This is a genomic window from Mesorhizobium terrae, from assembly GCF_008727715.1.
Classification (GTDB): Bacteria; Pseudomonadota; Alphaproteobacteria; order Rhizobiales; family Rhizobiaceae; genus Mesorhizobium; species Mesorhizobium terrae.
In genome coordinates, this window is the sequence record NZ_CP044218.1 from 1,714,326 (window position 1) to 1,739,575 (window position 25,250).

General features: G+C 63.0%; 27 protein-coding genes and 1 tRNA gene. 16 read left to right on the forward strand and 12 right to left on the reverse strand.

What is annotated here, in order from left to right; all coding sequences use genetic code 11:
• Positions 1–103: 103 nt before the first annotated feature.
• Together FZF13_RS09415 and FZF13_RS09420 are read left to right on the forward strand one after the other, a co-directional pair.
• Entirely contained in the window at positions 104–1,594 is a 1,491-nt protein-coding gene (locus FZF13_RS09415; RefSeq protein ID WP_024923417.1) for a M81 family metallopeptidase, read from the forward strand.
• 104 nt (positions 1,595–1,698) lie between these two features.
• A complete protein-coding gene (locus tag FZF13_RS09420) occupies positions 1,699–2,958 on the forward strand; it encodes an NAD(P)/FAD-dependent oxidoreductase (protein WP_150978953.1) in 1,260 nt (419 codons plus the stop codon).
• A gap of 355 nt (positions 2,959–3,313) precedes the next feature.
• On the opposite strand, the gene FZF13_RS09425 is transcribed toward FZF13_RS09420, so the two are convergent.
• Positions 3,314–3,390 (reverse strand) — tRNA-Arg (locus FZF13_RS09425).
• A 145-nt stretch (positions 3,391–3,535) separates the two neighbouring features.
• On the reverse strand, positions 3,536–5,035 hold the full coding sequence (locus FZF13_RS09430; protein WP_024923415.1) for a sensor histidine kinase: 1,500 nt from the start codon (positions 5,033–5,035) through the stop codon (positions 3,536–3,538).
• A 262-nt stretch (positions 5,036–5,297) separates the two neighbouring features.
• On the opposite strand from FZF13_RS09430, the gene rpmH reads away from it, so the two are divergent.
• From rpmH to yihA, 5 genes are all read left to right on the forward strand, one after another.
• Positions 5,298–5,432, forward strand: a complete 135-nt coding sequence (rpmH, locus tag FZF13_RS09440) for a 50S ribosomal protein L34 (protein ID WP_008833937.1) — start codon at positions 5,298–5,300, stop codon at positions 5,430–5,432.
• 34 nt (positions 5,433–5,466) lie between these two features.
• On the forward strand, positions 5,467–5,799 hold the full coding sequence (gene rnpA / locus FZF13_RS09445) for a ribonuclease P protein component (RefSeq protein WP_036254965.1): 333 nt from the start codon (positions 5,467–5,469) through the stop codon (positions 5,797–5,799).
• Positions 5,800–5,820: 21 nt separating this feature from the next.
• Complete coding sequence (gene yidC / locus FZF13_RS09450; protein WP_024923413.1) at positions 5,821–7,629, forward strand: membrane protein insertase YidC; 1,809 nt, start codon at positions 5,821–5,823, stop codon at positions 7,627–7,629.
• Between the two features lie 113 nt (positions 7,630–7,742).
• Positions 7,743–8,381, forward strand: coding sequence for a CatB-related O-acetyltransferase (locus FZF13_RS09455; protein ID WP_024923412.1), 639 nt, complete (start codon positions 7,743–7,745; stop codon positions 8,379–8,381).
• Positions 8,378–9,037, forward strand: a complete 660-nt coding sequence (gene yihA / locus FZF13_RS09460) for a ribosome biogenesis GTP-binding protein YihA/YsxC (protein WP_081766834.1) — start codon at positions 8,378–8,380, stop codon at positions 9,035–9,037. Before FZF13_RS09455 ends, yihA begins: the two co-directional genes overlap by 4 nt.
• Before the next feature lie 4 nt (positions 9,038–9,041).
• On the opposite strand, the gene FZF13_RS09465 is transcribed toward yihA, so the two are convergent.
• Complete coding sequence (locus FZF13_RS09465) at positions 9,042–9,758, reverse strand: TetR/AcrR family transcriptional regulator (RefSeq protein ID WP_024923410.1); 717 nt, start codon at positions 9,756–9,758, stop codon at positions 9,042–9,044.
• 119 nt (positions 9,759–9,877) lie between these two features.
• On the opposite strand from FZF13_RS09465, the gene FZF13_RS09470 reads away from it, so the two are divergent.
• Entirely contained in the window at positions 9,878–11,056 is a 1,179-nt protein-coding gene (locus FZF13_RS09470; protein ID WP_024923409.1) for an HlyD family secretion protein, read from the forward strand.
• A gap of 14 nt (positions 11,057–11,070) precedes the next feature.
• Positions 11,071–12,651, forward strand: coding sequence for a DHA2 family efflux MFS transporter permease subunit (locus FZF13_RS09475; RefSeq protein WP_024923408.1), 1,581 nt, complete (start codon positions 11,071–11,073; stop codon positions 12,649–12,651).
• Positions 12,652–12,672: 21 nt separating this feature from the next.
• On the opposite strand, the gene msrB is transcribed toward FZF13_RS09475, so the two are convergent.
• The 4 genes from msrB to FZF13_RS09495 all read right to left on the reverse strand — a co-directional run bounded on the left by msrB (position 12,673) and on the right by FZF13_RS09495 (position 15,265).
• On the reverse strand, positions 12,673–13,173 hold the full coding sequence (msrB, locus tag FZF13_RS09480) for a peptide-methionine (R)-S-oxide reductase MsrB (protein ID WP_024923407.1): 501 nt from the start codon (positions 13,171–13,173) through the stop codon (positions 12,673–12,675).
• Positions 13,174–13,340: 167 nt separating this feature from the next.
• Positions 13,341–13,898 carry a fasciclin domain-containing protein gene (locus FZF13_RS09485; protein WP_065998127.1) on the reverse strand — a complete coding sequence of 186 codons (558 nt, stop codon included), beginning with the start codon at positions 13,896–13,898 and terminating at the stop codon, positions 13,341–13,343.
• A 111-nt stretch (positions 13,899–14,009) separates the two neighbouring features.
• Positions 14,010–14,729, reverse strand: a complete 720-nt coding sequence (locus tag FZF13_RS09490; protein ID WP_024923405.1) for an anti-sigma factor — start codon at positions 14,727–14,729, stop codon at positions 14,010–14,012.
• Positions 14,726–15,265, reverse strand: a complete 540-nt coding sequence (locus tag FZF13_RS09495) for a sigma-70 family RNA polymerase sigma factor (protein WP_024923404.1) — start codon at positions 15,263–15,265, stop codon at positions 14,726–14,728. Before FZF13_RS09495 ends, FZF13_RS09490 begins: the two co-directional genes overlap by 4 nt.
• A 118-nt stretch (positions 15,266–15,383) precedes the next feature.
• Between FZF13_RS09495 and FZF13_RS09500 the strand changes: the two genes are divergently transcribed.
• Positions 15,384–16,880 (forward strand): amidase, encoded by a 1,497-nt coding sequence (locus tag FZF13_RS09500; protein ID WP_024923403.1) that lies wholly within the window; start codon positions 15,384–15,386, stop codon positions 16,878–16,880.
• A 3-nt stretch (positions 16,881–16,883) separates the two neighbouring features.
• On the opposite strand, the gene FZF13_RS09505 is transcribed toward FZF13_RS09500, so the two are convergent.
• On the reverse strand, positions 16,884–17,507 hold the full coding sequence (locus FZF13_RS09505) for a methyltransferase domain-containing protein (protein WP_024923402.1): 624 nt from the start codon (positions 17,505–17,507) through the stop codon (positions 16,884–16,886).
• Between the two features lie 152 nt (positions 17,508–17,659).
• Here FZF13_RS09505 and argB point away from each other — a divergent pair, with 152 nt between their 5' ends.
• Positions 17,660–18,553: an acetylglutamate kinase gene (gene argB / locus FZF13_RS09510; RefSeq protein ID WP_024923401.1), complete on the forward strand. Its 894-nt coding sequence runs from the start codon at positions 17,660–17,662 to the stop codon at positions 18,551–18,553.
• Between the two features lie 14 nt (positions 18,554–18,567).
• Here the strand turns inward: argB and FZF13_RS09515 are convergent, their stop codons facing one another.
• Positions 18,568–19,044 carry an Lrp/AsnC family transcriptional regulator gene (locus tag FZF13_RS09515; protein ID WP_024923400.1) on the reverse strand — a complete coding sequence of 159 codons (477 nt, stop codon included), beginning with the start codon at positions 19,042–19,044 and terminating at the stop codon, positions 18,568–18,570.
• A 135-nt stretch (positions 19,045–19,179) separates the two neighbouring features.
• On the opposite strand from FZF13_RS09515, the gene phhA reads away from it, so the two are divergent.
• Positions 19,180–20,013, forward strand: a complete 834-nt coding sequence (gene phhA, locus FZF13_RS09520; protein WP_024923399.1) for a phenylalanine 4-monooxygenase — start codon at positions 19,180–19,182, stop codon at positions 20,011–20,013.
• 53 nt (positions 20,014–20,066) lie between these two features.
• Here phhA and FZF13_RS09525 read toward each other — a convergent pair whose 3' ends face one another.
• Positions 20,067–20,531, reverse strand: a complete 465-nt coding sequence (locus FZF13_RS09525; RefSeq protein ID WP_210270989.1) for a MarR family winged helix-turn-helix transcriptional regulator — start codon at positions 20,529–20,531, stop codon at positions 20,067–20,069.
• Between the two features lie 128 nt (positions 20,532–20,659).
• On the opposite strand from FZF13_RS09525, the gene FZF13_RS28900 reads away from it, so the two are divergent.
• Positions 20,660–20,821 carry a hypothetical protein gene (locus tag FZF13_RS28900; protein ID WP_162835305.1) on the forward strand — a complete coding sequence of 54 codons (162 nt, stop codon included), beginning with the start codon at positions 20,660–20,662 and terminating at the stop codon, positions 20,819–20,821.
• Between the two features lie 41 nt (positions 20,822–20,862).
• Here the strand turns inward: FZF13_RS28900 and FZF13_RS09530 are convergent, their stop codons facing one another.
• On the reverse strand, positions 20,863–21,618 hold the full coding sequence (locus FZF13_RS09530) for a GGDEF domain-containing protein (RefSeq protein WP_024923397.1): 756 nt from the start codon (positions 21,616–21,618) through the stop codon (positions 20,863–20,865).
• Positions 21,619–21,781: 163 nt separating this feature from the next.
• On the opposite strand from FZF13_RS09530, the gene FZF13_RS09535 reads away from it, so the two are divergent.
• Complete coding sequence (locus tag FZF13_RS09535; RefSeq protein ID WP_024923396.1) at positions 21,782–22,489, forward strand: pyrimidine 5'-nucleotidase; 708 nt, start codon at positions 21,782–21,784, stop codon at positions 22,487–22,489.
• Entirely contained in the window at positions 22,486–23,367 is an 882-nt protein-coding gene (locus tag FZF13_RS09540) for a DUF817 domain-containing protein (protein WP_024923395.1), read from the forward strand. The genes FZF13_RS09535 and FZF13_RS09540 overlap by 4 nt, the downstream gene beginning before the upstream one ends.
• Here the strand turns inward: FZF13_RS09540 and FZF13_RS09545 are convergent.
• Complete coding sequence (locus FZF13_RS09545) at positions 23,355–24,194, reverse strand: LOG family protein (protein ID WP_024923394.1); 840 nt, start codon at positions 24,192–24,194, stop codon at positions 23,355–23,357. The two genes, FZF13_RS09540 and FZF13_RS09545, sit on opposite strands and share 13 nt — an antisense overlap.
• 138 nt (positions 24,195–24,332) lie before the next feature.
• Between FZF13_RS09545 and dapD the strand changes: the two genes are divergently transcribed.
• Positions 24,333–25,187, forward strand: coding sequence for a 2,3,4,5-tetrahydropyridine-2,6-dicarboxylate N-succinyltransferase (dapD, locus tag FZF13_RS09550; protein WP_024923393.1), 855 nt, complete (start codon positions 24,333–24,335; stop codon positions 25,185–25,187).
• The last annotated feature ends 63 nt before the right edge of the window (positions 25,188–25,250 follow it).

The window sequence follows — 25,250 nt, forward strand, 5'->3', positions numbered from 1 at the left end:
CACTTCACCCCAACCGTCAAATGCGCGCGCCATCGTCGCGGTGTCACCGAAGCGCACGCGCCCGACCAATCCGAAACGCCCGAAACTGTCCGGAGACATGACAATGAGCTTTCGTGTTCTAACCGCAGAATTCGCACATGAGACCAACACGTTCAGCGTGCGAAAGACCAATTACGAAGCCTTCATGGTCGAGGGCGTGCTGTTCGGCGACGACGCCATCCGCGCCCGGGGCGAGGCGAACACGGAGATCGGAGGCTTCCTCGACATCGGACGGAAATATGGCTGGACGATCCAGCACGTCCTCTCCACCGCCGCCGAGCCGGCGGGGCCGGTGACGCGCGACGCCTTCGACCGCATCGGCGGCGCCATCGTCCAGGCGGCGGTCGAGCGCAAGGGCGAGCTCGACGGCATCCTGCTCGGCCTGCACGGCGCGATGGTCACCGACTTTTCGCCAGACGGCGAAGGCGAATTGCTGGCGCGGTTGCGCGCTGTCGTCGGCCCGAATCTACCTATTGCCGTCACGCTCGACCCGCATGCCAATGTCACCGCCAGAATGTGCGAGCACGCCGACATCCTGATCTCGTTCAAGACCTATCCGCATATCGACATGCGCGACATCGCCCGCCACGCCGGCGAGGTGTTGCAACGCACGATGGCCGGCGAGATTCGCCCAAAAACGCTTCTCGCGCGTCGACCGATGCTGGAGGAGGCCAATGCCGGCCGTACCGACATCGGTCCGATGGTTGAGTGGATCGCCAGGGCACGCGCCCACGAGAAGACATCCGGCGCGCTCGCCGTCAGCATCAACGGCGCCTTCCCCAATGCCGACATCGCCGAAGTCGGCCCGACAGTGCTTGTCACCTATGACGGCGATCCGGCACGCCATCAGGTCTTCGCCGAAGGCATTGCCGACGAAATCTGGGACAACCGTTTCAACGTCCTCAACACCTTCCACACGGTAACGGAGGCTGCCGAGATCGCGCGCGGCTACAGCGGTGACCATCCGCTGATCATCGCCGACTACGCCGACAATCCCGGCGCCGGTGGTTATGGCGATGCGACGGCCCTGCTCGGTGCGTTGCTGGACGCCGGCATCGACAACGCCTGCTTCGGCCCGATCGTCGATCCGGAGACGGCCAACCAACTCCATCGCGCCACCGTCGGAGACACGGTCCAGCTGACACTTGGCGGCAAGACCGATCCGCGTTTCGGCGGCGATCCGCTCGAAGTCACCGGCAAGCTGCTTGTCATCAGCGACGGCAAGCTCATCGGCGACGGCGAACAGCTGGGTGGCCTCGAATTCAGCTTCGGCCCGACGGCCGTGGTGCAGATCGACGGCATTGCAGTGCTTGTCGTCACCGAACCGTCACAGATGCGCGACCTCCAGCAGTTCCGAGCCTTCGGCATCGATCCCGCCCGGCATCGCGTCGTCGGGCTCAAGTCGATGCAGCATTTCCGCGCTGCCTTCGAGCCCATCGCCGGCAAGGTGATCGTCTGCGACAGCGGCGCGCTCTGCACCATGGACTATGCGAGGATGCCCTATCGCAACGTCTCGCGCCCGATCTTCCCACTCGACCGCGACATGGCGCTTTGAACCATGGCGATGACCAGCGATTTTTGGCAATGACACACCACGGCAAAGTCGGTCTCGAACCCATGGTGCCTTCGCTTGACGACGCCCCAGCAAGCGAGCGGCCGATGACGGAGCAGCAGACCTGTCGGGCCGACGTACTCGTGCTCGGCGCCGGCATCATCGGCGTGTCGGTTGCGCTGCACCTACAGCAGCGCGGCCGCTCCGTCATCCTTGTTGACCGTCGCGGCGCCGGCGAGGAAACGAGCTACGGCAATGCCGGCCTGATCGAACGCTCGAGCGTCGTTCCCTACGGCGCGCCGCGCGAACTGACGAAGCTGTTGCGCTACGCATTCAACCGTTCGGCAGACGTACATTTCGACTGGCTTCACCTGCCGCGCATCGCCCCCTGGCTGTGGCGTTTCTGGCGAGAGTCGGCACCGAAGCGCCTGGCGCGCGCCGCAGCCGACATGCGCCCGCTGATCGAGCAATCGGTGATCGAGCACGAAGCACTGATGACAGCGGCAGGCGCATTGCCGCGATTGCGCAAGACCGGCTGGATCGAAGGCTACCGAAGCGAACGCACCTTCGAACAAGCGCGAACCGCCGCCGAAGCCCTGCAACCATTCGGCCTCAACTACGCATTTCTCGACCGGGCAGAACTGAGCCGGCGCGAGCCACATCTCTCCGACACCCTAATGGGCGCTGTTCACTGGCTCGATCCCGCCACCGTCGCTGACCCCGGCGCGCTGGTGAAGGCTTATGCCGAGCACTTCGTCGCCCAAGGCCGCGCGTTCCTGCACGGAGATGCCAGCCGGCTGCGGCGGGACGACAATAAATGGAGCATCGCCACAGAGGATGGACCTATCCAGGCGCGCGAGGTGGTGGTGGCACTCGGGCCCTGGTCCGGCGCGGTCTGCCGTTCGCTCGGCTATACCGTCCCGCTTGCTATGAAGCGCGGCTACCACGTTCATTTCAAAACAGACGCCGACGCATCCCTCAATCATCCCGTCGTCGACGTCGATGCCGGTTTCCTGCTGGCGCCGATGACCCGGGGCATAAGGCTGACCACAGGCGTCGAATTCGCGCCGCGCGACCGGCGGCCGAACCCGGTCCAGCTCGACAATACCGAGCCGCTGGCACGCGAGATCTTCCCGCTCGGCCAGCGCATTGAACCGACCCCCTGGATGGGCTCGCGACCATGCCTGCCCGACATGCGACCAGTGATCGGACGCGGCTTTCGGCACAAAGGGCTGTGGTTCGCCTTCGGCCACAATCATCACGGCCTGACGCTCGGCCCGGTCACCGGACGCCTGCTTGCCGAGATGATGACCGGCACGCCGACATTCACCAATCCGTCCCCCTACGCCCTGGAGCGCTTCGGCTAGCGGCGCCAGGGGTGCTTCCTCGCCGGATTGATGAAGAGACCCGTCTGGAGAGCCGGCGACCGGCAAGATGGCCGCTTGGGCCATCCATCGACAGCGATCGCGGCGTGGTTTCACCGAGTGGAAGCCGCGAGCGTGCAAATTTGCGCGTGGCTGTAGCCCCCATTTCTGGCAGCTAATCGCACGCCTTGTCCAAGACCTGGGCTTACTGATCCAGAATACGTTCACACGGTGATGCGTGAAGTGCCCCTGAAGGATGACGAAATCAGGGTCAGGAGATCAAAGGCAACGCTCGCCAAAGCGGCATCCAAAGGCCCGGTTAAAACCTTACCTGCAGTTTTCTCTGTTTATTGAAGAATGGCGCGCCCGAAGAGATTCGAACTCCTGACCCCCAGATTCGTAGTCTGGTGCTCTATCCAGCTGAGCTACGGGCGCGCAACAGGCCTTGCCTGACGTCGCTACGTTGCCGGTTTTGCCGCCGGCCACGACGCGAGGAGTTCCCTAACGACTCAAATTCCGAAATGCAAGCCAATCGATGGAAAAGTTTTGCCGTCGTCACGACACCTGGCTGGAAAGCGCGTCAGGCCGGGCGCCTGAGGCCACGACGGGCACGGTCGAGACTGACCGGCTGGTCGGGGATGGTTACCGAAAAGACGGTACGGCCGCCGATGCTCTCAAGAAGCTCCAGCCTGCCGCCATGGGCGCGGACGAGTTCCTGCGCGATTGCCAGACCGAGGCCGGTACCGCCGCTGCGCGCCGAGCCACGGAAGGCGACGAACAGGTTTTCGCGCGCCTTGGGCGGTAGCCCCGGACCGGTATCGGTGACCAGGATCTGGCAGACGCCGCCCATGCGCTCGGCCGAGACGGCCAACCGCCGCACCAGGACGCCGTCGGCATCGGTCGCCATGGCCTGGACGGCGTTGCGCGCCAGATTGGTCAGCACGCGGAACAGCTGGTCGGAATCGGCGTCCACCTCGAAACCGGTGTCGACCATGTTTTCGAACTCGATGCCGGCGCCGATGTCGAGCAGGCCATGCACTTCTTCCACCAGTTGATGCAGCCGCAATACGCGGCGGGCCGGCGGCGCCTCTTGGGCGCGACCATAGGCCAGCACACCCTCCGTATAGGAGACGGCGCGGTCCAACGCCCTGAGCAGCTTGGGCGCGAAGGCCTGTACGCTGGCGTCCTTAACCTGGCGCAGGCGGTCGGAAAGGAGCTGCGCGGAAGCCAGAACATTGCGCATGTCGTGGTTGATCTTCGACACGGCGAGGCCGAGATCGGCCAGATGTTTCTGCTCGGCCAGCATCTTTTGCAGCCGTTCCTGCATCTGCGACAGTTCACGCTCGGCGACGCCGATCTCGTCGGCGCGGGCGGCCGGATGGATGATGCGCGACGGGTCGTCAGGAGCCTCCGAGAAGGACAGCATCGAGCGCGTCATGGCGCGCACCGGGCGGATCATGATGCGGTAGACAGCGGCATAGACCAGCATGGCGGAAAACACCGAGATCAGCAGCGCGATCAGGGCGATGTTGCGCGAGAAGGAGAGCATGGCCGCGCGCAGGCGGTAGTCGCGCATGATCAGCTCGAACTCGCGGTTGTTCTCGCCGACCGGGCCGAAGACGCGCAATGTGCGATCGCCGCCGAAGAACAAAGTGTTGAGTGCGCCGGTGAGCTGCGCGACCATGCCGGTATTGGCGACATCGATGTGCTCGTCCACACGCGGCGGCATAGAGGCCACGGCAAGCAGGCGCGAGACGTCGCCGTCGCGCACCGCGATCGCCTTCGCGCCGATTGCCATCAACAGGTCGTCCTGGGCGGTGCGCGAAAGCGAGGCCGGATCGCCTTCGATGAGCACCACTGAAACCGCCGCCGCGGTGTTGAGGCGCTCGCGCAGCCAGCGCATTCGGTAGTCGGCGATCGACGGCAGGAAAATCAGCACTTCGGCCAGAAGCACGAAGATGATCGTGAGCAGGATGAGCTTGGCCGAAAGTCCGCGCGACAGCGGTACGGCGCGCGAGCCGCCGCCATGCGCCGGGCCGGAGCGCGCGCCGCTTTCATTGGTGGAAGGTTCGACGCTCATACGCCCAATGCCGATATGCCCTCGCATGCAAACTAGGCAATTGCGGCATAATTTCCAGTTTGATGACCTGCGGAGCCAAATGACTGGCAATCTTTAGTCTGGCGCCCCGGATTGACTCTGCAAAACCTTGTACATATAAGCCCCGCTCACGCTCGGGCCCTACGACCCGGCGCGGTTTCGGCCGCGCCAAACAAGGCCCGGCCAAGCTCCTGTTACAGAGTGACAGACACAAGAAGGGCCGCACACCGCGGTATTAAAACAAATGAAGCGCACCTACCAACCCTCCAAGCTCGTCCGCAAGCGTCGTCACGGCTTCCGTGCCCGCATGGCCACCAAGGGCGGCCGCGGCGTCGTCGCAGCCCGCCGCAATCGTGGCCGCAAGCGGTTGTCCGCCTGAGCGGACACCACGACCGTTGTCCGCAAACAGCCCAATGGGACAGGCGCCCAAAAGGCTACTGAAACGCTCGGATTTCCTCACCGTCCGGCGCGGCGAAAAGCGGCGTGGGCGGTTTTTCCTCGTCGAAGTGCTTAATCGCGGCGACGGCGAGGCACCGCGCGTCGGCTACACGGTCACCAAGAAAGTCGGCAATGCCGTCGTGCGCAACCGGGTTCGCCGACGGCTGAGAGAAGCGGTGCGCACTTATGCCGCCGCTGACATGGAACGCGGCCATGACTATGTCATCGTGGGGCGCGAGGATGTTCTCGCCGCGCCGTTCGACCAATTGAAGGTCGAGCTTTCCCACCGCATCCACGGAAAACGCTAGCGCGATAGGCCAAGGCTCTCGATGGAAAACAACCGCAACTTCTTCATCACCATCGCGGCTTCGGTGTTGATACTGACGCTGTGGCAGGTGTTCTACATGAACCCCCGCGTCGAACAGCAGCGCGAGACCGCCCGCATCGAAGCGCAGCGCCAAAGCGAGAACAAGCCCGCCGCCGGCACCGCCACGCCGAGCACCCAGGCGCAACAGCCAGGTGCCGTGCCTAACGCGTCTGGCGCCGATGCGACGACGCCCGCCGGGCGCGACCAGGCGCTCGCCGCCAGCCAACGCGTGAAGATCGACACGCCGAGCCTCGAGGGCTCGATCAACCTGACCGGCGGACGGCTGGACGACCTCAAGCTCAAGCACTATCGCCTGACCGTCGACAAGAATTCCCCCGAGATCGAACTGCTCAACCCGTCGGCGCTGCCCACTGGCTATTTCGCCGAGGTGGGTTTCGTCGGCAACGCTCAGACCGGTACCGTTCCGAGCTACGACACGCAGTGGAAGGTCGATGGCAATGCGACCCTGACGCCGACCACCCCCGTCACGCTCACCTATACCAACGACAAGGGGCTGACCTTCAAGCGCACCGTCTCGGTCGACGGCAATTACATGTTCACGCTGTCCGACAGCGTGCAGAACACCGGCTCGGCTCCGATCACCCTGTCGAATTACGGCCGCGTCACCCGCTACGACAAGCCGACCACCGCCTCGGTCTACGTGTTGCATGAGGGGCTGATCGGCGTGACCGGCACGGAGGGCCTGCAGGAGCACAAATACGCGTCCATCGAGAAGGACAAGCAGTATACGCCCAGCAAGTCGACCGATGGCTGGCTCGGCATCACCGACAAATATTGGGCGGTAACGCTGGTGCCCAGCGAGAAGCAGCCGTTCCAGCCGCGCTTCGCCTTCCTGGAAGATGGCGGCCGGCATCGCTATCAAACCGACTATCTGTCCGATCCGATAACCGTTGCTCCCGGCCAGTCGACCACCGTGGAATCGCTGATTTTCGCCGGTGCCAAGGAAGTGGGCACGATCAACGCCTACGAGAAGGACCGCGACATCCGTCGCTTCGATTTGCTGATCGACTGGGGCTGGTTCCACTTCATCACCAAGCCGATGTTCTGGCTGATCGACACGCTCTACAAGTTCTTCGGCAATTTCGGCCTGGCGATCCTGGCCACCACCATCATCGTAAAGGCCTTCTTCTTCCCGCTCGCCAACAAGTCCTACAAGTCGATGGCGAAGATGAAGGTCGTGCAGCCCAAGATGCTGGAAATCCGCGAGAAATTCGCGGACGACAAGATGAAGCAGCAACAGGCGATGATGGAGCTGTACAAGACCGAGAAGATCAACCCGATCGCCGGCTGCTGGCCGGTGCTGATCCAGATCCCGGTGTTCTTCGCGCTCTACAAGGTGCTCTACATCACCATCGAGATGCGGCATGCGCCGTTCTTCGGCTGGATCCAGGATCTGGCTGCGCCGGATCCGACTTCGCTTCTCAACCTGTTCGGCCTGATGCCTTTCGCGACGCCCGCCATGCTGCATATCGGCGTGTGGCCGCTGCTGATGGGCGTGACCATGTTCCTGCAGATGCGGATGAACCCGGCGCCGCCGGATCCGACCCAGGCAGCCATCTTCAACTGGATGCCGGTGATCTTCACCTTCATGATGGCGGGCTTCCCGGCCGGTCTCGTGATCTACTGGGCCTGGAACAATTCGCTGTCGATCCTGCAGCAGGGCGTGATCATGAAGCGGCAGGGCGCCAAGATCGAACTTTGGGACAATCTGGTGAATCTGTTCCGCAAGAAACCGACACCCGCCGAATAACGGCGTCTCAACCATCCTTTGGAAAAGGCCCCGGTTCGTCCGGGGCCTTTTGCCATTCGGCGAAAGATTGGGCTATCCTTGCATTCCCCGCCGCAATCCCGACGGAGTCAACGATGACCGGGCCCAACCCAAATACCAAGCATCCGACGCTGCATCACAACCGGGTCGGCTTCCTGAAGCCGATCGTCAACGCGCCGAATATCGAGATTGGCGACTACACCTATTATGACGATCCCGGCGGGCCGGAAAAATTCGTCGAGACCTGCGTGCTGCATCACTACCCGTTCATTGGCGACAAGCTGATCATCGGCCGCTTCTGCGCCATCACCGAGGGCGCGCGGTTCATCATGAACGGCGCCAATCACGTCATGTCCGGCTTCTCGACTTATCCGTTCAACATCTTCGGCAATGGCTGGGAGAAGGGTTTCGACGTCTCCACCTGGAAGGCGGAACTGCGCGGCGACACTGTGATCGGCAACGATGTGTGGATCGGCATGAACACCGCCATCATGCCCGGCGTGAAGATCGGCGACGGCGCCATCATTGCGGCCAAGTCGGTGGTGACGCGGGACGTACCCGCCTATGCGATCGTTGCCGGCAACAGCGCCAAGGTGGTGAAGATGCGCTTCGACGACGACACCATCGCGCGGCTGCTCAAGATCTCCTGGTGGAACTGGCCAGCCGACAAGATCGGCCGCAATCTCGATGCCATCCGCGGTGCCGACATCAACCGGCTCGAGGCCGCAGCGTGACGGAAGCAGCGATCACCGTGGTCGGCGACGACGCCTTTACCCGGCCGTGGATATTCATCCGCGGTGTGCCGGCCATGAAGTTCCTGCCGCCCGAAGGGCCGCCGGAGATCGCCTTCGCCGGCCGCTCCAATGTCGGCAAATCGTCGCTGATCAATGCGCTGGTCGGACAGAAAGGCCTGGCGCGGACATCCAACACGCCGGGCCGCACGCAGGAGCTCAACTATTTCGTGCCCGACGGGTTTTCGGGAGAGGGCACGGACCTGCCGCCGCTGGCGCTGGTCGACATGCCCGGCTACGGCTATGCGCAGGCGCCGAAGGAACAGGTCGACCAGTGGACGAAGCTGGTGTTCGATTATCTCAAGGGCCGGGTGACGCTGAAGCGCGTCTACGTGCTGATCGATGCACGGCACGGCGTCAAGAAGAACGACGAAGAGGTTCTGACCCTGCTCGACAAGGCGGCGGTCTCCTACCAGATCGTGCTGACCAAGACGGACAAGATCAAGGTGGCCGGCGTGCCGCGCCTGATCGAGGAGACCTTGCTGAAGATCAAGAAACGGCCGGCGGCGTTTCCGGGCGTGCTGGCCACTTCGTCGGAAAAAGCGGCCGGACTGGACGACCTGCGCGAAGCGATCATCCGCGTCGCCAATGGCGGCTGACGGATCAGCCGCCTGCCTTGGCTTGCTCCTGCATCGCGAACAGTTCAGTGCCATAGGCCTTCAGGAACACGTTGACGCCCGACTTCACCACCTGCTCGATCTCGGCTTGCGCGGGTGACTGGCGGCGATAGCCGAAAAGGCGCTGCCTCAGCAGACCGGCAAGGCAAAGCTCAGAAAGCTGGTAGGACGCCAGATCGGGATCGGGGATGTCGAGCAGGCCTCTGGCGACGGCACCTTCAAGAAAGGCCTTGACCTTGGCGTGGCCGTGCAGGGGACCGTTCTCGTAAAAGCGGGCGCCAAGCTCAGGGATGCGTTCGGCGGCGCCGATGACCGTGCGCTGCGCCATCACCACCTTATCGGAAGTGATCTTGAACGAGATCGCCATGCCGAAGCGTTCGAGCGTCGTCCTGAGGTCGTCGTGATGATCGAGTGTTTCGTAGAGGTTCTGGAAGATCTTGCAGCGCTCTTCCTCGACCAGCGCTTCGAACAACTCTTCCTTGTTGGCGAAATAGACGTAGATCGTGCCCTTGGACACGCCTGCCTCGCGGGTGATGTCATTCATCGAGGCGGCGTCGAAACCCTTGTCCATGAAGACGTGCCGGGCACCCTCCATGATCTGTTCGCGCTTGGCCGGGTCCTGCCCGGCGGCCGGCCGGCCGCGGAACAGGTTTTCCTGCGCCTCGCTCGTTGTTTCCTCGGCGTCGATCAGTGCCTCGGTCATCATTCCCTGTCTCGTCAATATTTCGAACCGGTCGGTTCGATTGCCTCTTGATATGCCTCCAAAGCTGGGCTATGTCAACATCGAACCGAACGGTTCAGTTCAATACAAGGTTCAGTACGATGACGTCGCCAACCGAATCGAACACTGCGGAAGTGCATCCGTTTCCCAATGCCAAGGCGGTTCCGCCGACAAAGGAAGCGCCGAGCGCACCGGTGGAAACACCCGTCGAAGCACCCGCGAGGAAGAAGCGTTCGGCACGGTCGCTGCTTTTGCCTATCATCGGAATGGCGCTGCTCGCCGGCGGCGCCTGGTACGGCTATGACTACTGGACCGAAGGCCGTTTCATGATCTCGACCGACGACGCCTATGTGCAGGCCGACATGGCGTTCATCTCGCCGAAGGTCTCCGGCTACATCGACGCGGTCAAGGTCGTTGAAAACCAGCATGTGAAGGCGGGCGATCCGCTGTTCGTCGTCGACGGCGGCGACTATCGCATCGCGGTCGACCAGGCCGCGGCACAGATCGCCACGCTGGACAAGACGCTGGCGCGCATCGACACCCAGATCATCGCGTCGCGCGCCGCCCTGCAGCAGGCCGAAGCGCAAAAAGCCTCGGCGCAGGCCACGGCAACAAATGCGCAGCGCACCCAGGATCGCACGGCGCAGCTTCTGAAGACGCATGTCGCCACCCAGGCACAGCTCGATGACGCGCAGACCGCGGTCGACCAGGCAAACGCGGCGCTTGCCGCTGCGGTGGCGCAGATCACCGCAGCACAGGCCAATATCGGCGTACTGGAAGCCCAGCGCGCGGAATCCGCCAGTACGCAGGCATCGCTACACCTGACCAAGGACAAGGCCGAACGCGACCTCGGCTTCACCGTGATGCGCGCGCCTTATGACGGCGTCGTCGGCAACCGTTCGGTGGAACAGGGCGATCTCGTCAGCCCCGGCCAGAAGCTTGCCGTCATCGTTCCGATGAACAAGCTCTATGTCGTCGCCAACTTCAAGGAAACCCAGCTGGCGCGGCTGGTTCCGGGGGAGAAGGTGCGTATTGCGGTCGACGCGATACACAACGAGACCCTCGAAGGTACCGTTTCCTCGCTGGCGCCCGCCTCCGGCGCGGTCTACTCGCTGCTGCCCCCGGAAAACGCCACCGGCAACTTCACCAAGGTGGTACAGCGCGTCCCGGTGCGTATCGACGTCTCCTCCGAGGCGCTGGCTACAGGCAAGCTGCGTGCGGGCCTGAGCGTCATCGTCGACGTCGACAGCCGCACCGCGCCTAACGCGGCGGCCAACTAGGCGGGAGCGCCGAAATGTCGAGCATCGACGCAGTCGCCGGGGCAAAGCCCGTCGATCACATCGATCCACGGCGCATGATCGCCTTCCTGGCGATGGTGTTCGGCATGTTCATGGCGATCCTGGACATCCAGATCGTCTCGGCATCGCTGGCGGAAATCCAGGCCGGCCTGTCCGCGAGTTCCGACGAGATCCCCTGGGTACAGACCTCTTACCTGATCGCCGAGGTCATCATGATCCCGCTGTCGGGTTTCCTGAGCCGCATGCTGTCGACGCGCGTGCTGTTCACGGTTTCAGCCGCTGGTTTCACCGCCGCCAGCGCGCTCGCAGCCACCGCCACCAATATCGACCAGATGATCGTCTATCGGGCGATCCAGGGCTTCATTGGCGGCGGGATGATCCCGTCGGTTTTCGCGGCCGCCTTCACCATCTTCCCGCCGTCGCGCCGCGCCATCGTCTCGCCGATGATCGGCCTGGTCGCCACGCTGGCGCCGACCATCGGCCCGACCGTTGGCGGCTATATCAGCCACGCCATGTCCTGGCATTGGCTGTTCCTGATCAATGTCGTTCCCGGCATCCTGGTTGCGACGGCCGCCTGGACGCTGATCGACTTCGACAAGCCCGACCATAGCCTGTTGAAGAAATTCGACTGGTGGGGACTGGCCGGCATGGCCGCCTTCCTCGGCTCGCTCGAATATGTGCTGGAGGAAGGACCGAACCACGACTGGCTGCAGGAACAGTCGGTGTTCATCTTCGCCATCATCATGACGGTCGGCGCGATCGTGTTTTTCTGGCGAGTGTTCACGGTGGAGGAGCCGATCGTCGATCTGCGCGCCTTCACCAACATCAATTTCGCCTTCGGCTCTATCTTCTCCTTCGTCATGGGCATCGGCCTCTACGGGCTCACCTATCTCTATCCGATCTATCTCGGCCGTATCCGCGGCTACGATTCCATGATGATCGGCGAAGCGCTGTTCGTCTCCGGCCTGGCCATGTTCTTCACGGCACCGATCTCCGGCATCCTGTCGAACAAGATCGATCCACGCGTCATGATTGCGGTCGGCTTCGTCGGGTTCGCCGCCGGCACCTGGCAGATGACCCACCTCACCGCCGACTGGGATTTCTGGGAGTTGTTCGTGCCCCAGATCCTGCGCGGCGCATCGATGATGCTGTGCATGGTGGCGATCAACAACATCGCGCTTGGCACTTTGCCGCCGTCGCGGCTCAAGAACGCTTCCGGCCTGTTCAACCTGACCCGCAATCTCGGCGGCGCCGTCGGGCTCGCCATCATCAACACCACGCTGATCGACCGCAACGCCTTCCACTATGCGCGGCTGTCGGAACATGTGCAGTGGGGCAGCGAGGCCGCGCAGGAAAAGCTGCGCAACATGACGCTGAACTTCCAGACGCGGAATGGGCTCGACGCGCACAGCGCCGCGCTCTCCAAACTTTCTGGCATGGTGCATCAGCAAGCGGCGCTGCTGTCCTTCATGGACGTGTTCTACATGCTGACCGTGCTGTTCGTTTCGCTTGCGGTCTTCGTCATGTTCATCAAGCGCCCGCCAGCAGCAGCGGGTGGCGGCGGCAGCGGCCACTGACCATCCCGAAAAGTGGCCGCGTCAGGCTGTCGCCGGCTTGAAGGTCAAGGCAACCCCATTGATGCAATGGCGCTTGCCTGTGGGCGGCGGACCGTCGTCGAAGATATGGCCGAGATGGCCGCCGCAGCGGCGGCAATGGCATTCCACCCGCACCATGCCGAGTGTTTTGTCCTCGCGCGTGCCGATGGCATTGGGCATCGCTTCCCAGAAACTCGGCCAGCCAGTGCCGGAATCGAATTTGGTGTCGGACGCGTAAAGCGGTAGCGCGCAGCCCGCACAAGCGAACACCCCCTTGCGGTGTTCGTCCAGCAACGGGCTGGTGCCTGGATATTCGGTGCCCTCCTGGCGCAACACGGAGTATTGCTCCGGGTTCAGTACAGCTTTCCACTCGGCATCGGTCTTCTGGACCTCGAACGTCTCGGCCCTTGCCGGCTGGCTGACACCAAGACGCGCCAGCGCCCAGGCACCGGCGCCGAGTGCCGCCGCGCAGGCCGTGCCGAGAAGAAAATCACGCCGTTCCATGAACGTCATCCTTTCCTGGATAGTGCCCCGTTCGGCACTCGAGATGAAATCACGTGCGCTTGATATGTCGTAGTGCCGATGCAAGGCGGCCGCGCGTCAGTCTGGGAGGACCAACGCACGGCCGCTGCATCCTTTCTCAGGTGTATTCGCCGGAAACCGGCGCGTAGTTACATCTTGGGAAGGAGAACCTTGTCGATCACGTGAATGACGCCATTCGACTGCTTCACGTCAGCAATCGTGACATGCGCGACATTGCCGCCCTCGTCGGTGACCGTGACCTTGCCGCCCTTGTCCTTCAACGTCAGCTCACATCCGCCCACGGTCTTGACCTTGTGCGCGCCACCGTCCGCCTTGACCATCTTGGCGACTTCGGCCGACATCGCCTTGGCTGCCACCACATGGCAGGTCAGGATCTTGGTGAGCTTGTCCTTGTTCTCGGGTTTCAGCAGCGTCTCGACCGTGCCCTTGGGCAATGCGGCGAAGGCTTCGTTGGTCGGCGCGAAGACCGTGAACGGTCCCTTGCCTTGCAGCGTATCGACCAGACCGGCGGCTTTCACGGCCGCAACCAGGGTCGTGTGGTCCTTCGAATTCACGGCATTCTCGATGATGTTCTTCTCCGCATACATCGGCGCGCCGCCGACCATGGGGTTCTTGGCGTAAGCGATACCGGTCATGGCGGATATGGCAACGGTGCTGGCGAATAGAAGCTTGGTGATCTTGCGCATTGCTCTGTCTCCTCAATTTTCGTTCCCGTTTCTGGGACGTGAGGAGATACGGGACATGCGCTTGCGAAGTTTCAGCCGACGATTTTTTTCGCGGCACCTTCCAAACTGCGGTCAGATGTTTCTCAGATCGCCAGCCGCGACGACCGGGCCTGTCGGCTGGCCGGTCGGCGAGCCGCCGGCCGGTTCGAGACTGATGGCCAGCACCGCGCCCAGCGCCAGTTTCCCACGCACGGCCGCTGGAGGAACCAGCCGCGCCGTGGCGCCGGCGGGAATGACACCGACCGATATGGGGGCGTTCTTGCCCTCGATCAGCCAAAGTTCGAAATCCTTGCCTTCGGCTTTTTCGCCGGCAAGGCGAGACAGGCGCACCTCGTCGCGGGCGCTGTCGTAGACAGCGACATACCTGATATTGCTGCCATCCGCGGCGAGCGACGCGACAAGTCCGGCCTGCGGCGTCGTGACGGGTGCGCCGACATATGGCGCGACAACGACCACCGCCAACGCCACCACGGCTGCGGCAGCCAGACCGCGCCAGAAGGCAAGGTTCGACCATAGGCCTGCCCTGTTCTGGGACTTTTGCGCTGTTCCGGTCTCGAACAGCCGGCGGTCGATCGCCACCTTCACCGAAGCCGGCACCTCGGCCTCCGCGTAGTCCGCGGCCAGCGGCGACAAGCGCGCCTCCCAGGCATCGATCAACCGCGCAAAGGCCGGGTCGCTGTCGGCGCGGCGCGCCGCCGCCTCACGTTCGTTCAACGAAAGCACGCCGAGCACATATTCGGCGGCGATGGCGTCATCGTCGCGCTCGGGTCCGGTATGGTCGCTTGCCGTCATCTCTCCAGACATTCCCGCAATCTGATCAAGCTGCGCCTCAGCCAGGTGCGCATCGTGTTGAGCGGAACGCCGTGGCGTTCCGCAAGTTCGGCATAACTCTCCCCCTTGAGGTAGGCGCCGCGGACAGCAGCCGCCCGGTCCTGTTCCAGTTCGTCGAGGCAACGATGGATACGGCCGGCCTCGCCGCCGGCGATTACCATTGCCTCCGGCCCCGGCGTCGGATCGGCCACGTCGAGTGCTGCGTCGATATCGGCCGCCGGCCGACGACGCGCCCTGATACGATCGATCGCATGGTTGCGTGCCACCGCAACCAGCCAGGAGATCGGGCTGAGTTCCGAAATGGCGAAACGGTCGGCCTTCGTCCATATCTTGACGAACACCTCCTGCAACGCCTCCTCAGCCTCGCTCCGGTCAGTCAAAATACGCAGACACACGCCGAAAAGTTTCGCGCTCGTCTGCCGGTAGAGCAGGTCGAACGCGGTTCGATCCCTCAGCGAGGTCCGGACGATCAGTTTGGCGATGTCCTCTGGCGTCATCGCTGCCAGACTATGACGGCGATCGCACCTTGCCTAGCGTCACCACCGCGCCATTCCAGCCTCGATTGCCAAGGCATTGGTAGCCCGATAGCTTTTCAGATCAGTCTGGGAGGGCGGTATGTCGGTTGAACGGATCCTTTGGGAGAACGACGCGACAGGCGTCGCGGAACTGGTCCACAAAGGCGACGTCTCGCCGCTTGAATTGGCGGATGCCGCGATTGCCCGCGCCGAGGCAACCCGCACCGAGCTCAACGCCATTGCCGAACCGCTCTACGACGCGGCGCGCCTGAGAGCCAAGGCCGTCGACCGGACGCTGCCGCTGGCAGGAGTGCCTTTCGCCATCAAGGATCTCGGCATCGCCCAAAAAGGTGTGCCGACGCATGGCGGCAGCAGGGTCCCCGCCTTCGTGCCCGATTTCAATTCGGTGCTCACCGAGCGCTATCTCGCGGCCGGTCTCAACCCGGTCGTCACCAGCACCACGCCGGAATACGGCTTAAGACTCATGACGGAATCGGCCGCCTTCGGCGTCACCCGCAGCCCGTGGAACAGTGGCCACACGACCGGCGGCTCGTCCGGCGGCGCCTCGGCTCTGGTGTCGGGCGGTGTCGTGCCGGTGGCGCATGCCTCGGACGGCGGCGGCTCGATCCGCGTGCCTTCCGCCTGCACCGGGCTGGTCGGGTTGAAGACCTCGCGCGGTCGGGTACCACTGTCGCCCCTGGTCTCCGAAAGCTGGTACGGTTTTGTCGTCGACCATGCCGTGACCCGCTCGGTGCGTGACAGCGCGCTGCTACTCGACCTCACCCATGGTCCGGACACGCTGGCGCCCTATGCGGCCCGTTCGCCGCGCGGGCCATTCGCAGCCGCCGCGGCGCGCGATCCCGGCAAGCTCAAGCTTGCCGTCTACCGACAATCGCCGCTCGGCCTGCCGATTTCGGCGGAAACGCTGCGGGCGCTGGACACGGCCGTCGCCATCGCCCGCGAAGGCGGCCACGACGTCGAAGACATCGACCTGCCGATGCTCGACAGGAATTTCGTCGCCGGCTTCGCCAAATGCGTCTCTTCGGCGGTCGCCGGCACATTGCGGATGGAAGCGAAACGCCACGGCCGACCGGTGGCCGCCGATGTCGAGCGCGCCACCCGTGTGCTCGGACGGTACGGCGAACTGATGTCCGGCGGCGAGACCTATGCGATCCTGGAACGTCTGCATGCCACCTCGCGGCAGCTGATTTCGGCCACCGCCGGTTTCGATGCCGTATTCATGCCGATCATCGCCCACCCACCACTCGCTTGCGGGGCGATGAACCCGAAAGGCGTCGACGCGTTGATCGAGGACCTCTTGGACAAGTTGCGCCTGACCTGGCTGCTCAAAAATCCCGGCTTCTTTTCGCAGCTTCTGGACAAGAGCCTGTGGTTCACCCACTGGCCGGCGATCCAGAACGTGACCGGGCAGCCGTCCATCGCACTGCCGGTTTATGTCACCGAAGGTGGCCTGCCGCTCGGCATCCAGGCTGCCGGCCGCCCCGGCGACGAGGGGACATTGCTGTCGTTGGCGGCGCAGATGGAAAAGATTTCAGGCTGGACCAAGCGTCGCGCACCGTTGCGCGTGCCGCAATGAGGGTCAGCCGTCGCGCCTGAATGTTCCGAAGTGAAAGTGCTGCACGGCGCCCCATGGCGTGACATGGTCGTAGCGACGGCTGTCGATGAGCTGAAAACCGGTCCCTAATTTCGCGCCGAGCGATGCCGCGTCGTAGCGCTGCACGGTCAGACCGCTGCACTTTTCCGGGCCATCCGGCGCGAAGGTGCCAATGATCGCGTGGCCACCCTTACGCAGCGCCAAACGCAGCCGGTCCGCATAGGCGGCCTGCTGCTTTTCCTCGACGAGGAAATGAAAAGCCGCGCGATCGTGCCAGACGTCGTAGGAGCGCGTCGGGCGCCACTGCGTAACATCGGCAACGATCCAGTCGACATCGCTAGCCGCCGCGCCAATGCGGGCCTGCGCTGCCGCGAGCGAGGCCAGCGAGATATCGAGCACTGAAAGATCGCGGTAGCCCAGTGCGAGGAGGCTGTCCGTAAGGATCGACGCCCCACCGCCGATGTCGACGATGCCGGCGTCAGGTGTGGCGCCGACCAGGTGCAACAGGTCCAGCGAAGGCGCCGGCGTTTCCTGATACCAGCTGACCGCGGTTGTCGCCTTGCTGGAATAGACGCCCTGCCAATGCGCTACCGGGTCGAACTCCGCCATCATGACACCTTGTTGACTGTTTCACCGCTGTTCACGAACAGATGACGTCACCGAAGCGTCAAAACAAGGTTGGGTCGGCGCGTATCGATTGCTCCTCCTGGTGTTTCCCGCTAAGACCTCGCCGTCTTTTCCAGTCAGCCGGGAAATTTGCCATGACGGACATCCCCGCCAATGCCGAGATGCAGGCCGCGCTGCTCTCGCGGGCGCTGCCCTATATGCAGCGTTACGAGCACAAGACGGTGGTGGTGAAGTATGGCGGCCACGCCATGGGCGACATCGAACTGGGCAAGGCCTTCGCCCGCGACATCGCGCTTTTGAAGCAGTCTGGCGTCAACCCGATCGTGGTGCATGGCGGCGGTCCGCAGATTGCGGCGATGCTGTCCAAGATGGGGATCGAATCGCGCTTCGAAGGCGGCCTGCGCGTCACCGACGAAAAGACGGTCGAAATCGTCGAGATGGTGCTGGCCGGCTCGATCAACAAAGAGATCGTCGCCCTCATCAATGCCGAAGGCGAGTGGGCGATCGGCCTGTGCGGCAAGGACGGCAACATGGTGTTTGCCCAAAAGGCACACAAGACCGTCAAGGACCCCGATTCCAATATCGAGCGGGTGCTCGATCTCGGCTTCGTCGGCGAGCCGGTGGAGGTAGACCGCAGGCTGCTCGATCTCCTGGCACGCTCGGAGATGATCCCGGTTCTGGCGCCGGTCGCGCCCGGCCGCGATGGCCATACCTACAACATCAACGCCGACACTTTCGCCGGCGCCATCGCCGGCGCCTTGAAGGCCTCGCGCCTGCTGTTCCTCACTGATGTGCCCGGCGTGCTCGACAAGAACAAGAAGCTGATCGACGAGCTGACGGTAGCGGAAGCCAAGGCCTTGATCGCCGACGGCACGGTGTCGGGCGGCATGATCCCCAAGGTGGAAACCTGCATCGAGGCCATCGAGCGCGGTGTGGAGGGCGTCGTGATCCTCAACGGCAAGACACCGCATTCGGTTCTGCTCGAGCTGTTCACCGAGCATGGCGCCGGCACGTTGATCGTGCCGTAAGCGCAAACCAACACCTATCCCCGCAGATGGCCGAGCGGCAGGTGGCCCGGTCCCTTGATGTTCTGCAGGACGAGCTGGGTGTGCACGTCGCGCACACCCGGAAACCGCATCAGCTTGTGCATGACGAGGTTGTTGAGGTCGTCCACCGACGGCACCATCACATGCAGCAGGAAGTCATAGTCTCCCGTCATCGTCCAACAGGACGACACTTCATCCATGCGTTCCACCGCCGCGATGAACTTTTCCGGCGAGCCGTCGCTGTGGCTGATCAGCCGGACCTGCATGAAGACCTCGACCATCAGCCCCAGCGAACGGCGGCTGAGCACCGCTGAAAAGCCGGTGATGACGCCGGCCTGCTGCAAGCCCTCGAAACGGCGGGCGCAGGGCGTGGCCGACAAGCCGATCTCCTGCGCCAACTCGGTCACCGACTTGCGCCCATCGTGCTGCAATATGTCGAGCATCTTGATTTCGAACTCGTCGAATTGAGGCATTTCCTCTCCTTCAATTGCCATTGTGAGGGAATTCTACTCAAAGATCCGTTTTCAGCCCACCATTAAATCGAAACCGCTCGTATGTCGGAGTTAGAATCCACTGGACGAAGCCATGCTTATCTGGAGGAGAGACCCATGACTGTCAGCGTTGCCGATTATGCCCGCGAATGCGCGGCGCAAGGTTTGCGTGGCGACTATTCCATCTGCCGCTCGGACTTCACCGTCCATCAGGAATACAATTACTCGGCAGCCGAACAATCAGTGTGGCGCAAATTGTGCGACCGCCAGACCAGACTGACCGAGAAGCTGGCGCACCATTCCTATCTCGATGGCGTCGCAACGCTCGGCCTGCTTGACCGCATCCCCGACTTCGACGAGATCAGCAAGAAACTTCGCAAGCTGACCGGCTGGGAGATCGTCGCGGTGCCCGGGCTCATCCCGGCCGCTCCGTTCTTCGACCACCTTGCAAACCGTCGGTTCCCGGTGACCAACTGGCTGCGAACCGACAAGGAGCTCGACTACATCGTCGAGCCGGACATGTTCCACGACTTCTTCGGCCACGTGCCGATCCTGACGCAGCCGGTTTTCGCCGACTTCATGCAGATGTACGGGCGCAAGGCCGAGGACATCATCGCGCTCGGCGGCGACGAGATGATCACCAGGCTCTACTGGTACACCGCCGAATACGGACTGATGCAAGAGCCAGGCAAACCGCTGAAGGCATTCGGCGCGGGACTGATGTCGTCCTTCACCGAGCTGCAATTCGCGGTCGAGAGCGCCGATGCGCACCATGTTCCGTTCAATCTCGAAACCGTGATGCGGACCAGCTACGAGATCGACAAATTCCAGCGCGCCTATTTCGTGCTGCCGTCCTTCGACGGTCTGCGCGATGCCTTCGCCACCGCCGACTTCGCCACGATCGTGAACCGCTTCAAGGGCCAGACCGCGCTGGACCCAGCCACGGTCTGATGCCACCAGCCGGGTTCTCCAGAGAGAGCCCGGCAACGCGTGCTGACGAACCTTCAGCTGGTCGCGCTCGCCTTCAGATTTTGCAGCTGATTGCGCTGCAGGTCCGCCGCCGCCGTCATGAATTCCAGGATCGTACCGAGCTCGGCATCGCTGAAGGTGCCGAGCAGTTTTTGGCCTTCGTACGCGATTTCGCCGTAGTAGCGCTGCGAGAGGCGGAGTGTTGTCTCGGTCGCCTCGACCATCACCTTGCGCCTGTCTTCGAGGCTACGGGTACGCGTGACATAGCCACGCGCTTCTAGCCTGTCGATCAGCGCCGTTACCGCCGCAGGCGTCAAACCGGTGACGACCGCGATGGCGCCGGCCGACTGCGGCCCGCGATGGAGCAGACTGAGGCACCGGCCTTCCGGACCATTGATACCCAGTCTCTCGCGCACCGCCTCGTCGTAGCTTTGCGTCTCGTCCTGCCAGCGCATGACGGCGCCGCCGATGGCGGCGATCAGCTCAGCACTTTTTGACATTGACGAGTTTCCTTCGATAATCTAAATATCAATCTGTCTAACATTTCGATGAGGCATCATAAGGCGGAAATCGGAATGCGGGCAAGCGTGAACCCAACAACCCCGACAACAAGGAAAGGAAGACCACCATGGCTCATGCACACAACCAGCTGTCGCGCGAAGACGAGATGCGTTTCGCCGAACGGTCGATGGAATGGTATGGCTGGGGATCGCCGATCGGAATGGGCGCGATGATCGTCGCACTCGCCGCCGCCGCAGTGCTGTTGAGGCTGGCAATCTTCGGCCTCTGAGGATCTGCGTCGCCAGATCGCCCCTTCGGAAAGCCGGTAGTTCAGGCGGCGCGCGAAACGCTGGCCTCGACGATCACCAGGTTCCGGCCACGGCGCTTCGCCTCGTAGAGGCGCAAATCCGCGCTACGCATCAACTCCGAAAGCGTCATCGCTTCCTGGTAGAGTGCGCCGCCGATCGACACGGTCAATCGGACGATGCGCTCGACCGGGCGGAACAGGATCAGCTCCACCTCGGTGCGGATCCGTTCCGCGATGCGGGTGGCTTCGCGCTCGTCGGCGCCGAACAGGAAAGCCGCGAATTCCTCTCCGCCAATGCGGCCAAGCACATCGCCGCCTCGCACGGCGCGCTTGATCGCGCTTGCGATGAGCAGAAGGGCTTCATCCCCGGTCAGATGACCGTAGCTGTCGTTGATCGCCTTGAAATGATCGGCATCGATGATCAGCAGCGCGCCGCCGGCCTGGCGCTTGCCGCTTTCCAGCGCCGCGAAAAAACTCTCGCGGTTGAACATGCCGGTCATATCGTCGCGGCTGGCCTTGTCGGACAGACGCCGGTGGGCAACGGCCAGCTGGGCATGGGCGCGCGCGAGATCGCGATGCGCGTTCTTCAGCCGATCCCCCTGGGCGAACACATAGGCGCTTGCCGGCCAAGCGATCAGCAGCGGACAGACCGTGCCGATGATCCAGGCGTTGAGATCGACGGCCTCGCCGAGCACGAGGCCGATGGCGAGAACGACCAGGAGAGAGGTTAGAACCGCGACCCCGGCCACAGATGCGGAACGCATAAGAATGCTGGCCATCAACTGTTCTCCCCCGGCTGGCGGCCTTATGGCGCGCCAGACTTGAAGGTCTCCTTTAAGCGACAGCTAAAATTTGAATCGCCGCGCCACTTTGGCCGCACTCGACGCGCATGAGCGGTGGATAAAGTCTCCCGTCGCCTCCGTTTCGTGCCATAACAGCGCCATGACCCAATCCCCCGATCCCGCCCGCTTCGCCCATGTCACCGATTGGGTGTTCGACCTCGACAACACGCTCTATCCACATCATTCGAATCTGTTCGCGCAGATCGATGCGAAGATGACCACCTATGTTGCCGAGTTGCTCACGCTTTCACGCGAGGACGCGCGCAAGCTGCAGAAGGAACTCTATCTCGAATATGGCACCACGCTGAACGGGCTTATGGAACGCCACAACATCGACCCCGACGATTTCCTCGAAAAGGTGCACGACATCGACTATTCCTGGCTGGTGCCGGACCCGGTTCTCGGTACCGCCATCCGCCAGCTTCCCGGCCGCAAGTTCATCTTCACCAACGGCGATCGCGGCCATGCCGAGCGCGCCGCCCGCCAGCTCGGCATCCTCGACCATTTCGACGACATCTTCGACATCGTCGCCGCCGGACTGACGCCGAAACCGGCGCGCCAGACCTATGAGAAGTTCGCGGCGCTGCATGCCGTCAGCGGGCCGAATTCAGTGATGTTCGAGGATCTCGCCCGCAACCTCGCCGTGCCGAAGGCGCTCGGCATGATGACGGTGCTCGTGGTTCCGCGCAACTTCGAGCCGACCTTCTCCGAGATCTGGGAACGCGATCCCGACAATGTCGACGACGTCGACTACGTCACCGACGATCTCGGCGGCTTCCTTTCAACGATCATCGACAAAGCCGCTTGAAACGCTTCACCTCCGTCGAGGCGGTCATCGATGCCGCTGCCCATGGCGTACTGGACCGGCTGCCGGCCAGGGGTTTTTACGGCGCGGCGGTTGAATTCCTGGTGTTTGGCCTGAAGCAGGGCTGGGCCTGCCTGTTCGGCGGCGCCATGCTCGTGCTGATCCTGGGCACCAAATTCTGGTGGCCGGAGCAGGCAATACTCGCTCGCTACGACTTTCTGTTCCTGGCGGCCCTTGCGATCCAGCTCGCCATGCTCGGCTTCAAGCTGGAAACCATCTCCGAAGCGAAGGTCATTCTCGTCTTCCATATCGTCGGCACAGCGATGGAACTGTTCAAAACCTCGGCCGGTTCGTGGATCTATCCCGAAGACGCTTTCTTCCGCATTGGCGGCGTGCCGCTGTTTTCCGGCTTCATGTATGCGGCCGTCGGCTCCTATCTCGCGCGTGTCAGCCGCATCTTCGACATGCGCTACACCCGCTATCCGCCGCTATGGGCGACGGCGATGCTCGCCGCCGCCATCTACGTCAATTTCTTCGCGCACCATTTCACCGTCGACATTCGCTACGGGCTGTTTGCGGCGACCGCGCTGATCTATCTCCGGACGACGGTGCACTATCGCGTCTTCCGTTTCCGCCACAGGATGCCGTTGCTGCTCGGCTTCCTGTTGGTGTCGCTGTTCATCTGGTTCGCGGAGAACATCGGCACCTGGTCGCGCGCCTGGATCTACCCGAGCCAGAGCGAAGGCTGGACACCGGTTTCGATCCACAAGCTCGGCGCGTGGTACCTGCTGATGATCATCTCCTTCGTGCTGGTGACACTGGTGCACCGGCCGCAAGCGATGGCCCAGATCGAACCGGGCCCAGCTCCTCAGAGGTTGTAGAAGCGTCGGATGATGTCCCAGGCCTCTTCCGCAGTATCCACGAAATCGATGATGTCCTGATCGCCGGGCGTGATCGTGCCTTGCTCGGCCAGGAATTCGAGATCGATGGCGCGCCGCCAGAATTCCTTGCCGAACAGGATCACCGGCACCCGCTCCATGCGACCGGTCTGGATCAGCGTCAGCGTCTCGAAGAACTCGTCCATCGTGCCGAAGCCGCCGGGGAATACCGCCACCGCCTTCGCCCGCATGACGAAATGCATCTTGCGGATGGCGAAGTAGTGGAAGTTGAAACACAGTTCCGGCGTCACATAGGGGTTCGGCGCCTGCTCGTGCGGCAGAACGATGTTGAGGCCGATGGACGGCGCACCGACATCGTCGGCGCCGCGATTGCCGGCTTCCATCACGCCCGGGCCACCGCCGGTGACCACGACGAATTCGCGATAATAGGAAGCGGCGGAGTGCTGTGAGCACAGACGGGCGAACTTGCGCGCCTCGTCATAATATTTGCTGTTCTTCTCCAGGTTGCGTTTCTGGGTCTCGTTCTTCGCGGCCCACGCTTCTCCTCCCGGTTCCGGGATGCGAGCGCCGCCGAACAGGATCACCGTGGAACGGATGCCGCGTTCCGCCAGGATCATCTCCGGCTTCAGCAGCTCAAGCTGCAGGCGAACCGGGCGCAGCTCGCGCCGCGTCATGAAGTCCTCGTCGTTCCAGGCCAGCCTGTAAGTGGAGGCGCGTGTCTGCGGCGTGTCGGGAACGCTCCTGGCGCGCTCCAGATCCTCGTCCGAATGCGGCAGTGGCGTCCAGCCAGTCTTATCCATTGGGTTCATATCCACCCGTCCAAATCCCTTCGAGCGTCGTCCCATGACGCAGCTGCGATTGACCCTCACAATCCCATCAAATAGGGTCCGCGCGGCTTTCAAACAGGTTAAGAGCCGGCCTTTCACTGCATGGTAACGGAGCATTTGATGTCGAAGCCCGATCTGGCGAGCCTTGAAAAGACCATCGACAAGGCATTCGAGGAGCGCGATGGCATTTCGACTGCTACCCGCGGCGCGGTGCGCGACGCCATCGAATCGGCGCTGGAACTGCTCGACAAAGGCACGGCACGCGTCGCCGAACGGCAGGCTGACGGCCAGTGGCAGGTCAACCAGTGGCTGAAAAAGGCGGTGCTTCTGTCCTTCCGCCTGAGGCCGATGGAATTGATCTCTGGCGCGCCCGGCGGCGCCTCGTGGTGGGACAAGGTTCCGTCCAAGTTCGATGGCTGGGGCTCGCTCGAATTCGAGAAGGCCGGCTTCCGCGCCGTGCCATCGGCGGTGGTGCGGCGCTCCGCCTATGTGGCGCCAGGCGCCGTCCTGATGCCGTCCTTCGTCAATGTCGGCGCCTATGTCGACAGCGGCACGATGGTCGACACCTGGGCGTCGGTCGGCTCCTGCGCGCAGATCGGCAAGAACGTGCACCTGTCGGGCGGCGTCGGCATCGGCGGCGTGCTCGAACCCATGCAGGCCGGACCGACGATCATCGAGGATAACTGCTTCATCGGCGCGCGTTCGGAAGTGGTCGAGGGCTGCGTTGTGCGCGAGGGCTCCGTGCTTGGCATGGGCGTGTTTATCGGCAAGTCGACCAAGATCGTCGACCGCGCCACCGGCGAAGTGTTCTACGGCGAAGTGCCGGCCAACTCTGTGGTGGTGGCGGGCTCGCTGCCGGGCAAGCCGCTGCCGAACGGCGAGCCGGGTCCGAGCCTCTATTGCGCCGTCATCGTCAAGCGTGTCGATGCCCAGACCCGGTCGAAGACCTCGATCAACGAGCTGCTTCGCGATTGATATCGACGCCAAGCAACCCTACCTGTCGCGGGCTCGGCACCCTTGTCGCGCCCGCGACGCTGC